This is a genomic window from Pedobacter sp. KH_004 (genome assembly GCF_057840755.1).
The window spans coordinates 4,231,260-4,243,401 of the sequence record NZ_CM174519.1 but is presented as its reverse complement, the minus strand read 5'-3'; the positions used below and the strand labels follow the sequence as shown (position 1 = coordinate 4,243,401).

The window sequence follows — 12,142 nt, the reverse complement described above, 5'->3', positions numbered from 1 at the left end:
TATAGCCTACTTAGCTCACTAAACAAAGGAATGAGGTGATTACTAGAAGGTCATTGCGGGAATGTTTCCACTTCGGTTATTTAACATCTGAAGTTGTAGTAATTATTATGTGACCATAATTTTAGATCATTTTTAAAATGCCGAGAACATCCTCAGCTCGTTCAATATTCTCAATTACATCTTTAGGCTCAATAATTTTTGGTTCGTGAACCAACCTATTTCTAAAAGTTCTCAGATAATTTATTGGATAAAGATGATTGTCATTAATGACTCCATTTTTATGTAAGATCCTTACAGCTTCTAAGATACTTGGATGTTTTAATGTCAGTTTATTTGCATGCGTCAAAAGCCACTCCTCTATGTCGGCCCAGCGTTTTAAAAATTCTCCCATATCACCAGATTTTAATTCCTGCCTTGCAATTACTCGGATTTCATCACACAGTGTTTTGATAGGATCATTATCAGGGTATAAAGACCCTTCAGGTATTTTGTGAAAACCCTCTCCCCAAAAATTAGAATCTGTTGGAATTTTAAATTTGGCTATTAGTCGATTGTTAAAGTCGAGCTCTGTCTTAGATTCATAATTAGTTTTTATTCCATCTGTACCAATTAAATAGCCTTCTTGAAAATAAGGTCTTAATGCTCCTGGTGGACAAATACTTAGGAGTCTAATGTTAACAATATCATGCTCTGAATTTATACTGATCCTATTTGTAAAATAAGGCATTCCAAAAATGTAAACATAAGCCTCGCCACTATCATTATCCATGAGAGCAAAAGAGCACGCAACTCTTAGCGAATGCGTGAAATCAATAAGTGGCGTGTCGCAAACTTCATAGTGTTGCAAGATACTCCATTGTATGTACTCACGCTTTTTTACATCTTTATATCCGTCGATTTTTTCTGTTTCAAATAGTTCAACCAGTGCTTTACCTGCACCATCAAGGATGTCAAATTTATTTCTGAGTTCAGATAACTTCAGATAATCACCACGATAAATAGTAGGATAGAATGTTGAATTGCCGGCTCGATTTCTATAATCATTACGTTGTCCGCGATAGAAAAGTAAGTGATCTTTATTTAAATAAGAAAGTTTCGCCGTATACTCCATTAATTCCCGAAAAGTTGAAACTCTAAAAGCTTCTCCAGATGCAACCTTATTAGGATCTTTAAAATGTTCATTTAATTCTGACGTCAACTCAGGTGTTATACCTCTCATATTTTTATTTAAAATTATTATTTTTAAAATATCATAAATCTTTTGATAATCGAATTAATACACTGTAAATATATTACCCAACGAGTTATTGCTTAAGTGCCTCAGCTTAAATTAAATACTGGAGTGACTTGTCCTTTTGTTAAATTAATACACAACCTTTCCGAGACTTTAACTAATTAAGTTACAGGTTGAAATAAAATAATGACCATTAGATTGCGATCTCTTCTCCCATCATCATGCTAAAATGCTGGTCATGTTTAGTATGGACAAATATGTCCTTAAAGACATTGTAATATTTCTCTACGACGTCATCCTGCTTCTCAATAAAAAGATCGTCTGGTAAAGAGTGCGAACCATCATTGATCCACAACATTAACGACTTGCATATTTCCCGTTGTTCTCCAATACTAAATTTATCAACCAGATTGATTTCAGACATACCCCCAAGAATCTTGAAGTAATTTTCCAAAATCCTTCTCATCGTATTCTGGATTGAAATAGTTGAACATTCTGTACGATTTCTTATTTCCTTCCATAACAGCTCATAAGAACTTTTGATAGGGTTCTTCATATCAAAACATTGGAGGCTTGTATGCTTGTCATGCTTTCTTAATATCCAATAGTTTGTCTGATTACATTCCTTTTGCGAACTACTAATAAAGGAAACTTCTTTATGGAAATAAACGTTGTGTGTAAAAAGAATCAATTGCTTTATATTACCTTTTTCGGCTTTGATATCCTGAATAACACTTCTTATTAAAGAACTAATGATAAATAAGATATTACTGTCTAGACTGGAAATTGGATCATCAACAACTAATATTCTATCTTCAGAAATGTTATCCTGGCTTACACTTCCTTTGGTCAACTGAAGGAAATACAAAAAGGTTATAAAAGTTATCTCTCCCTCACTCAAAGTATTCTCAGCAAGTTCACCATCTTCTCTTTGTATCTGGTATTTACTGTCATCTCCGGCTAAAGGAACTATTTTAAAATTGTTAAAACCATAAGACTTCAGTGTAAGATTTATCTGATCAACAGAAGGCTGAACACTCGTCAGATTTTTACTCCTTTCAATTATATCTTTATTTAAGGCTTTCCAATCTATCGCAAGTTTATCTATCTTTAGTTGTAGGCCGTCCAAACCTTTCTGTGCATCGTCTCTCTTCTTTATGTAATTCTGGGTTGGTAGAGAATATTCTTCAATTACAAACTTCCATAGGCAGCCCACAAGTTCTGTCTTTGATTTTTCGTAATTGTTAGCGATACTATTATGCTGAAATATGGCCTTGTTGGCATTTTCAAATAACTCAGCAATACTTTTTATTTGCTCTGCGGTTGATTTAAGCTTAAGAGACCGACTCGGTTCTTTCAATTTTTCAGAAATTAAACTATTGTTTTGCTGAATTATAGTTTCCAGAGTCTTTAGATAAGCAGAAAATAATTCAATTTCCAGTTTTGAATTCTCATTCTCTTCTTCGCTTTCATCAATTCCATGGAGCATATTTAAAAGATTTAAGGAGAAAGCATTATAATCCTCAGCAAGTTGCTTGACAGCACCCGTATTAGCAACAAATGATTTATCAAAATAATCTTCCAGCTGCTCACGAAAATCTGCGGTAATCGTATTTTGCTGACAAAACGGACAGGTTTCATTATCCCCTAAAAAATTACGCCCCTGATTCACCCAATCATTTATGTTCAACTTTTGGATCAGCGTAGCAATGTCCACATCAATCTTCCCAATTATCTTTTTAATCCAAAGCTCATTACTTTCAATCTCTTTTAACAGGTCAGTTTCAAGAGATCTAAACTCATTCAAAACCAAAGGCTTCTTTCCAAAAATCGTTTTGGCAAAGCTCTTCAATTTTTCTAAGCTATGTAACTTACTTTTGTTGTTGCCAAATTCTTCAATAAATTTGGTCTTAAAGGATTCTTTATTATTTATATACCCCCTGAACCCCTCTTTGAAATCATCTTCGTACTTCTTATAAACTTGTGCCCACAACTCATCTCTAAATTGGGCATCCATAACTTGAATTGTTTCCTCCATCTTCTTCGAAGTCTCTTTCTTTGCAGTCCCTTCTTCCTTAATAAGCCTGCGTTTATTTTTCAATTCTTCGATTTTCTCTGCTTCTTCTTTGGTTGCCTCACCTAAAGTAAAGACACCATCAATACTGCCGCTTGAGAAATTTCGATCTCTAAAATCCTTATTATAGACTAACAATTTAACAGGCTGACCACTTGCCCAGGTAATTCTACAATTCGCATAAGCCGCAGCATTCGGATCAAAAAGATATTTGGTTACAGTGGTTTTTCCACTGCCGTTAGAACCATAAAAAAAATTGATTTTTTTAAGCCCTTTAATTTCGACACCTGTTGCATCATAAGTGGCGATCTTTTTTAATTGAATAGCGTTAATCATTTTTGAGATAAATTTAGTTTGGTTAGGATGAACAGCTTACTTAACCCATTTTAAATGTATATAAATTGTTTTTACTATGAGCAGGTAATTTTATCCTTTACATCGCCACAAAAAACCTAGCAATTCTTCACGAAGACTTAAGTGAAAGCTTGATTTTTTTTTGTTCAGAGCCTAGTTTACTTGGTTCTAAAAATATTCTCCCTATAACTAATAACAAAGCTAAATGGTTATAGATGAATATAATTACGGTTTCCCGTATTAACTGGTGAATTGTTTCTTCCCCGTTTCACTGAGATTTGCTCCAGTGAGGCGATATAAATCAAAATTTGACTGATTTACGGAAGAGAAGCTATTAGTAATGGACTTTAAAGGAATGCCATTAATCGAGACATTAGCCTGTCCTGATTCCGATAATTTCATTTCATTAATCCTAACAATAAATGAAAAAGAAGCAAACATATTTTATGATTATAGAAGAATTATTAAAATAAAATTGGTAAAAAGACATATTTAATTCCTTTCAATAACCATACTATCTTCTTCTTAATGGACAACCAAAAAAAATTACTATTTAATATTCTGTATGAAGCGACCAAAGCAAAAGCCAATTTATGGTATTCAACTGAAAGGTAATCATATGATTCTGCCCAGGATTCCAAGTGGGTTTTCATGTTTATATATCTTATCTCACTTTCTAGCACAATTGAATTAAAATCAACCGAACGAATATCCTTGTCATAATCTTTCATCAAAAGAGGGTTATTTCTATTCAGTTCTAACAACTCATGGAAATATTCATAGATAGGTCTAGGACTAGTATAGTTTTTTATACCTCTTAATTTCGTGATGATATTTTTCCTATTAAAGTAAAATGTGTGAAACGGATGATTCTCCTCTATATCAATTTGGGCATCAAAATCTAACAAAAATTGTTCTATAAATTTTTGTGCTTGACCTATGCTATTACTTCTAAGATCGTTTAACTCAGCATTTCTGAATACTAGGTTTTCTGAATCAGCAATGGATTTTTCATGTGTTTTAACCACAAATTCAATATGTCTCCACAATGCATCGAACGCCTTGATTTTCTTTTGTCTTTGAATTATGAAAATATGCTCTATACCACTAAAATATGCATTAAATGTATTTTCATATCCAAATTCTTTGAATACTGAAATTGACCTAATCAACCTAAACTGGAAAGTAAAATTACCAATATGATCAATATTCAGTTGTTTTTTATAATTGCTGTAATCTATTGCTTGTTTATTAGTTTCTTTAATAAATAGCTTGTGATTAAGTCTAGCAAGTAATCTCTGATTTCTGCGTTTTGAATATGACAAATAAGTGTTTAGCCCCAAACCAATAAAAAAAACAACAAGCGTCACTAACAGTGTGACATAAACATCTTGAGATAGAGAGTACCCTAGGATTTCAATTTTATCTTCAGCCATTACAGAGCATAATTATTCCATAAAGGTAAATCATAACTGTACAATAATCTCACAAGTAATCACCTATTTACCCTCTAGCACAATTCTTAACGCCCTAGCCCAAAACAATTGCGAGGATGCCTTTCGTTAAATCTGAATACTTATCTTTTAGGGAACCACATAATTATTTATTACTGTGAACGTCGTTAAGAAGCAAAAGTCTCGGCGGTGCTAAGGAAATTTTAGTAGAAAAAGAATAGTTAAATGAAGATATAGATCTCATTGAAAATATTTTAGAATAATATGTGCAATCCGCTCTAAGGTCGCATTGCTCAAAGCGAAATCAGAAATGGCGATATTCGGAAGTTGCCTACAGACCTGAATAGTTGTATATTACTATCAATTTTTAACAGTTCCCTATCTGGTTACTGAAAGGGAACCCCACTCCATAATTTATCATGACAGAACGTTTTTTTAAATTCCGGGGAAGATTTGACTTTTCTCCACACCCATATGAGATCGGTAACCCATTGTTCTCTAACAGAAGATTAGAAGATAATTTTTTTGCGCTGAAACTCTATAGTTTACCTCAGGTTGAGTATAGCGCATTTTACAATTTTCACCTGAATTATTATCTGCTGAAAAATCCAGATGGACAAGAAGCCTTCTTTCGTAAGGTAAACCGAGCCATCAAAAGGAAAATTGCTTTTTATTCAGTTAAGGATCCGTTCAAAAATGTATATGAGATTCATTCGGCCAACCTTGATAAACTAGAAGCCTTCCAGGAATTCTTAAATAGAATTGATGAGTGGAATGTTAATACGTCGATGGAAAATATGCTGAGTCAAAAGGACGCAGAAATTGCGCAGATTAAAAGTAAGCTGGCAGACTTGCAGGACCGGCTCGATGAAATCCTGAGGTATGAGGCAAGTGAAAAAATTGTGATTAATAGTGGAAATGTAGCTGCATTTATGGATCTCATGCGCCAGTTCCAAAAACTGGTGCTCCCAAATGGGAAAAGGCTGTTGACCACTCAGGGTCATAGCCCTTGGTATAAAATGATTGCCAAAAATTTTGTGCATGGAGATAAGCCAATACCGCTGGCAACTGCCCAGAATTATTTTTCTTCTGAAGACTCCTCTAAATATATCTTTATTTCCGACAAGGATAGGGCTTTTGATATTGTTCCGGTTAAGTCTGTTAACGAACAGTAGCGTAGTTTAAAGCGCAGCTATGCCCAAACACCTCCATTGGGCATCTGATTACCTGTTTCTGTGTTCACTTTTGATGTGAAATCTCCGTATAGATAGGATTTTGTCTGTAGCTATACGGAGCGAATTGATCATTAAATTTTAAGAAACATGAATTTAGACCTGGTAACCAAAAGTGATCTGCTTGAACTAAAAAGCGATCTGATCGAAGAGATCAAAAAAATTGCTCCGCTCCAGACGGCTGCGCCTGATGAATACCTCAAAAGTTCTGAGGTCAGGAAACTGATGAAAATTTCTGCAGGCACTCTGCTGCACTTGCGGGTAAGCGGCAAACTGCCCTTTACTAAGATTGGCCGAATTGTATATTTTAGGTTAGAGGATATCAGGCGTATACTGGGTAATGGTACGCCTGAAAATGCGGTTGTTAAAAGATTATTTCGGGGGGAGTCACATGGGGAGGATAAATAGAAACCTTGATTATCTCAAATGTCGGATTCAGGCGGATCAAAGGCTTTCGGCATTTCATGTTAGCCTACTGGCTTCGCTGATTTTTGCTTCGGAAAATTCTGGATTGACTCACCCTTTTCAGGTCAGCCGGAGCAGGCTCATGCGTTCATCCAAGATCTACTCGACCTCAACCTATCACAAATGCATCACTGAACTTCAGGTTTTTGGGTACATCTTTTATAGCCCTTCCTATAATCCTTTTCTTGGAAGCCGGATATCCTGGAACCTGGAAGACGAGGGTGTGTTGAGTTGCAAAGCATCTTAAGGATGAGTTTGGGTTTTTGGATGTAGGATTAGAGCTTAGCATTTTAAGTTAGCTTTTTTGAATATTTCTTATGGGAGACTGTTGGGATCGGTCTCCCGCTAAAAAAATTGAGGGGTTAAGGCGGTATGCAAAAGGTCCTTTTTTTATTTCAAAAAAAAGGAGCAAGCGGTGGTTGGGCAGAGCCTCACCATCTTAGCTTTACGCTAGCGTAAAGGCTGTTTGGAGAACCCTCCAGGGGTTCTCTTGCCCGCTGAGGGCAGCAGGATTAAAGAAAAAGGAACCCTGGGCAGGGTTCAGGATATTTAAATATATGCATATCCATATAGCTGTATATCTATGAGACAATATATACCGTAATGTATATCACAAGTTAATTAATGAACAACGAAGAAGTTAAAATGGAAACTTTAAGAAATATAAAATATAATACGCAGACTGCGCTTAAAATGGATAAGATAGCGCAGAAGCTTGGCCGTCCGAACCGGCTGGTATTTGCGCAGATGGTGGATTACTTCTTTCGCAGTAAGAAAGATCCGCTTGATATCAATGATGAGCTGTTAAAGAATACGCTGCTTAAGCAGCACAAGGATTACATCGGTTTTATCAGGGCCCAGGAAAATGACCTCCTGATTCCAATCAAAAGGGAGGTGGACAGGATAACGGGTAACCAGCGGGATATCAATAACCTTTTAAAGCAGCTAGAGAAAAAAAGCGGTACCCTGGCGAGTGGACAAAATGAACTTTTATCGGCTGGAAAGAATTACAGCAGCAAACTTTTGAATACCGATGAGATACTCAAAAGCATTTTGGTGATGCTATCTACAGGGGAGCATCTTAAAAAACAGTTTCACTACATACTCGGCACTTACATTAAAAGCAGGGATGCTTTTGGTATGATGACCCCGGCCAAGGAGAAGGAGGACCTCATCAGGATTACCAGAAACCAGATTGACCTTTTATAACCATGTACATCAATATTACCGATAATAAAGAGGCCAGTAACAAGGGCAGCAGTGGTGGTCTGGTAAATTATTTGGAAAAGGAGAACCGGACCGAGGACTTGAAGCAGCCGGAACTATGGTTCAATGGGAATCGGCAGGATGTGGAGGCCTATGAAGTACGCAGGACACTGGATGGAAACAATGCAAAGCTGGGGAGAAATGAGGCGAAGTTTTTCCTGATCAACATCAGTCCAAGCCAGAAAGAACTGGAACATTTGAGGAAATCGGTTGGGGATGCTGATATGAAAAATCTGCTGAAAGCATATACAGAGAAAGTAATGGATGAATATGCCAGGAACTTTAAACGAGCTGGGATTGCCGGTAATAAGGATTTGCTCTGGTTTGGGAAAGTTGAGTACAACCGGTATTATAGCCATAAGGATGCAGCGGTTAAAGATGGTAGCCGGAAGCGCGGGGAGAAAAAGAGCGGAAACCAACTGCATATACAGGTGATTGTCAGCCGCAGGGACATCACGAATAAAATAAAGCTCAGTCCCATGAACAGTTCAAAAGGCAGAAATGCGGAGCACTCCAAAAAAATGGGTCAGTTTGACAGGGTGGCCTTTAAGCAGTGTGGGGAACGTTTGTTTGATGAGCAGTTTGGTTTTGAGCGTAACTTGAGAGATACTCTGGCCTATGCCAATATATTAAAGAATGGCACTTTGCAGCAGCGGGAGCAACTGGATGTTCTGCAAGAGGCGTCTTTGAAAAATTACCAGAGTGGGTCTGTGGTTAATCAACTTGCTTTAGGTGTCGCTGAGGGAATTTTTTCTTCTGTTGGCAACATGCTCGAATCTACCGGTAAAACCGTAGGCGAATTTTTGGAAGTTTTGATGGAGCCAGTACATATTCCGGATATCGCGTCTGATACTATTGAAGAAGCAGAAAAGCGAAGAAGGAGAAAAGCAAGGCAACAACAGCAGGGTATGCAGCGTTGACAGGAAGGACTATAGTTTTATAAAAAATCAAAAGGTATGAAAGGGAAATCCCCTCGCGCCTTGCGGCCTGCGAAACCCCAGTGGCACTATCCCAGCATGTTTCGCTTTAGCTTGTACAGGAAAAAATAGTGGGGGTTAGTCAAATGAATTTATTCCCCACCTGATCATTCTTAGAGCTTATTCGTACAGGATATTAGTTTATTCCTGCCAGATTACAATAACCTGTAGTTCCAGAGGACAGGACTTTCACCTTTACCCACTCTCCCTTTTTTGCAAGCCGTTTCACTTTTTGGTTGCGCTTAAGCGTTTCTATAACAGGATAGGATAATCCTGGCCCTGAGCGAAGACTGATTTCTTTGAGCTTTACCGCTGATAAAGATTCTGAAACGTAACTTTTCATATTGCTCTTTTCGGCACTGAAGGATTGCTTTTTCTGCTGACCAGATGCAGATGATCTCGGCCTGTAGCTAGATACTTTTTTGCGGGGGCTGGAGTATACCGGGGTTTGCGATTCAACAGGTGAGCATATCCCACAGGTACCTCCACTCCCGCAGTGGGCACAACGGGAACAGTTTTTACACGCCGAACAATAAGCTGAACCGGTGCATCTTCCTAACTTGCTTTCATTGACTGTGCCAAGTGAAGATATTTTTTGGCAATTGCAAAGAAAATAACAGCACATCAGTGCTATTGACAAAATAAATGCTTTCATGATTTTTGTTTTAATATAACGATATAAACGGTGCTCAAGTAAATGTAATTGAAGATATGTCTGGGCAGTCTATTTATGCTGCCAGCATCTGCCACCTCCGACAACCATCCGTTTGCAATAGCCTCCGGTCTTGTTTTTTGCCCCGCAAACTGAAGAGGTTGGAGAGGTGGTTCCACCTGAGCTGTTCCCGCCGGTTGGGGTGGTGGAAACATAACTGCCAAAACTTGAGGTACCATTTCCAGAAACGGTGTTATAGGAAAGATCCGCACGGTTATAACCGAGATTTCCGTATACCGCCTCTTCGTCTTTCAAGATATAAGCCTGGATGGTCTGATAACTTGAAATGATTGATGAAACGCTTAACTTCAGATCAAAGGAAACCTTTTTCTCAATTTTATAAGTCCATTTGCCTATGTTGCTCGTTACCGTTTTGGTCTGATTGGTTGCATCGATGTAGGAAATGTTACAGTAATCACAGGTCACCTCATAAGAAAAAACTACCGGAACTTGCTCCTGCTCCTTTACAGTTTCCTGCGCTGCTTTCTTACAGGAGCTGTGCATCATCACCGCTAAAATAACTAGTGCGGTAGACATTACTGATTTTTTAAAAATTGTGCTCATATTTTTGATTTGAATTAATAGGAGCCAAGGTATGAGAAACAAAAAAGACATCATTACGGGTTTCCGTAAAGTTGTGATGAATCCATTTTTTAATTTTCCAAAAAAAAATTATGGCAAAGTATAGAATTTCTGGTGTCTGGAAAGATTCAAATGACACAATTGTGGCCTATGCATTTCACACTGTGAGTGAAAACTCAACGGGACGAGCAGTCAAAAAAACCAAAGCCCAAGCAATAGCCCTTTTAGAGATAGCTGGAAACAGTGCTTTTACTTGGGTATGGAATTATTTAAGAGGTGGATGGGATGATGGTGAAACAGTTACCGTTGTAAATGGTGTTAATGGAAAATATCTTCGTTCCAATCTAGATAAAAAAGTAACAGATAATCTGGGTCATTTGATTGACTTTGATTGGATAGCTCCTTAGTTGGTTTATTGTCCTAAAATTTATAGTAGAAGGGGTTTATTTTCGACTACATCTGCTTAAATTCCACCTCTATTATTGTATGAGTTTTCTCAATTGATCACAGTCGAGGAGGCTGAAAAGCGAAGACGTAAAAAGTCAAGAAAGCAGGGCCAGGGCTTGCAGCGGTGATAGGGTATAGCAAAAATGTCCGGGAAGCTGAATCAATAAGGGTCGTTTGGATGGCCCCCCGCACAATTGCGGCCTGCAAACCCTACCCCCTGGGCCTTCCCTTCGTTTGCTTTTTGCATCTACCGAAAACCTTATCCCCTGTGGTTGGTAATCCAGCTAAACTTGATTGGTACAGCTAGTCCGGTTAAAAGGTGTTGGTCATTTTACGCAACAGATTTACCTAGACAATGTGTTTTAGAAACTTTACTAAGGGTCTTTTTTTAACCAGTCTATAAATCGAGGGGCTTTTGAACGGCTGACGTTTATAGGTTCTGGGGTTTCTGGTCGTAGTCTTACTTTAAGACCTTTGTGTGGAATCTTTACATAACTATCTACTGCCGCAGAAGAGACAATATAACTTCTTGTTGCTTTAAAAAAAGATGCTTCGTCTAGTTTTTTATAGAGACTGTCTAAAGCTATAAAACACACATCAAGATCACTATTATGATGCTGGATATAGGTTGTCCCGTTTTCTACAAATATGTAAGCAATAGCTGCGGTTGCAATTTTCTTCTCTCCCTTCCCATCAGGGATAAATAGATACAAAACGGGCGCTGGTTTTGGTTTTCCAGCCGTATTACTTAGCCATTCCGAAGATCTATAGATATAATAATAGACCATATGCAGGAGATTGATCATGATACAAATGAGCACAAGTAAGCTGGACATATTCCGGATATACCTTGTTGAACTGATATTGACGTTGAGGAAATAAAAAGAAACCCAACTGAAAAAATAACAGATCAGTATAGGTGCCATAAATCCTAATAAAATCTGAAAAACAAGCCTTTTCCATAAATCTTTCTCCCAGAGCCACTTTGAATCCAGATAACTTGTGAAAATATTGGTAAAGGTTATCATGATGAAAACGGTTGCAAATGTATTTGCACATGCAATGTGATACCAATCTTGGGTGAAGGTATGCCAAAACCGTGAGTTCATTGTTGGCCAGTTTAAACAAAGCGTTATGCATAGCGAGATCAGCATCATCCAGCCAAAGCTGAAATAATCTGGAAGATTTTTGCCATCTGATTTCTTGCTATGCATAAACTGCCTTATTAGTTTCATAAAAGTACAAAAAGACCTTTTTATTGGCCAGTCATTGGGGGCAATTCATCAAAGTGAGGGGCAGTTCACTTCCGAAATTGGTACAGTTGACGGAAAAACGTTCTTTTTGT

The 12,142-nt window shown here is 37.5% G+C and carries 11 protein-coding genes; 5 read left to right on the top strand and 6 right to left on the bottom strand.

Annotated elements, in window-relative coordinates; translation table 11 throughout:
• Positions 1 to 121: 121 nt before the first annotated feature.
• From AC3ITD_RS18255 to AC3ITD_RS18245, 3 genes are all read right to left on the bottom strand, one after another.
• Positions 122 to 1,219 carry an FRG domain-containing protein gene (locus AC3ITD_RS18255; protein ID WP_489361903.1) on the bottom strand — a complete coding sequence of 366 codons (1,098 nt, stop codon included), beginning with the start codon at positions 1,217 to 1,219 and terminating at the stop codon, positions 122 to 124.
• A 208-nt stretch (positions 1,220 to 1,427) separates the two neighbouring features.
• Positions 1,428 to 3,644 (bottom strand): AAA family ATPase, encoded by a 2,217-nt coding sequence (locus AC3ITD_RS18250; protein WP_489361901.1) that lies wholly within the window; start codon positions 3,642 to 3,644, stop codon positions 1,428 to 1,430.
• Positions 3,645 to 4,126: 482 nt separating this feature from the next.
• A complete protein-coding gene (locus AC3ITD_RS18245; protein ID WP_489361899.1) occupies positions 4,127 to 5,098 on the bottom strand; it encodes a hypothetical protein in 972 nt (323 codons plus the stop codon).
• A gap of 437 nt (positions 5,099 to 5,535) precedes the next feature.
• On the opposite strand from AC3ITD_RS18245, the gene AC3ITD_RS18240 reads away from it, so the two are divergent.
• The 4 genes from AC3ITD_RS18240 to AC3ITD_RS18225 all read left to right on the top strand — a co-directional run bounded on the left by AC3ITD_RS18240 (position 5,536) and on the right by AC3ITD_RS18225 (position 8,999).
• Complete coding sequence (locus AC3ITD_RS18240; RefSeq protein WP_489361897.1) at positions 5,536 to 6,291, top strand: hypothetical protein; 756 nt, start codon at positions 5,536 to 5,538, stop codon at positions 6,289 to 6,291.
• A gap of 147 nt (positions 6,292 to 6,438) precedes the next feature.
• Positions 6,439 to 6,756, top strand: coding sequence for a helix-turn-helix domain-containing protein (locus tag AC3ITD_RS18235; RefSeq protein ID WP_489361895.1), 318 nt, complete (start codon positions 6,439 to 6,441; stop codon positions 6,754 to 6,756).
• A 681-nt stretch (positions 6,757 to 7,437) separates the two neighbouring features.
• Positions 7,438 to 8,022 (top strand): BfmA/BtgA family mobilization protein, encoded by a 585-nt coding sequence (locus AC3ITD_RS18230; RefSeq protein WP_489361893.1) that lies wholly within the window; start codon positions 7,438 to 7,440, stop codon positions 8,020 to 8,022.
• 2 nt (positions 8,023 to 8,024) lie between these two features.
• Positions 8,025 to 8,999, top strand: coding sequence for a DUF5712 family protein (locus AC3ITD_RS18225; RefSeq protein WP_489361891.1), 975 nt, complete (start codon positions 8,025 to 8,027; stop codon positions 8,997 to 8,999).
• A gap of 193 nt (positions 9,000 to 9,192) precedes the next feature.
• On the opposite strand, the gene AC3ITD_RS18220 is transcribed toward AC3ITD_RS18225, so the two are convergent.
• Entirely contained in the window at positions 9,193 to 9,399 is a 207-nt protein-coding gene (locus tag AC3ITD_RS18220; RefSeq protein WP_489361889.1) for an SH3 domain-containing protein, read from the bottom strand.
• A 381-nt stretch (positions 9,400 to 9,780) separates the two neighbouring features.
• Positions 9,781 to 10,332, bottom strand: a complete 552-nt coding sequence (locus tag AC3ITD_RS18215; RefSeq protein ID WP_489361887.1) for a hypothetical protein — start codon at positions 10,330 to 10,332, stop codon at positions 9,781 to 9,783.
• Between the two features lie 110 nt (positions 10,333 to 10,442).
• Between AC3ITD_RS18215 and AC3ITD_RS18210 the strand changes: the two genes are divergently transcribed.
• Entirely contained in the window at positions 10,443 to 10,757 is a 315-nt protein-coding gene (locus AC3ITD_RS18210) for a DUF3892 domain-containing protein (RefSeq protein WP_489361885.1), read from the top strand.
• 414 nt (positions 10,758 to 11,171) lie between these two features.
• Here the strand turns inward: AC3ITD_RS18210 and AC3ITD_RS18205 are convergent, their stop codons facing one another.
• Positions 11,172 to 12,011 (bottom strand): LytR/AlgR family response regulator transcription factor, encoded by an 840-nt coding sequence (locus AC3ITD_RS18205; RefSeq protein ID WP_489361883.1) that lies wholly within the window; start codon positions 12,009 to 12,011, stop codon positions 11,172 to 11,174.
• Positions 12,012 to 12,142: the final 131 nt, after the last annotated feature.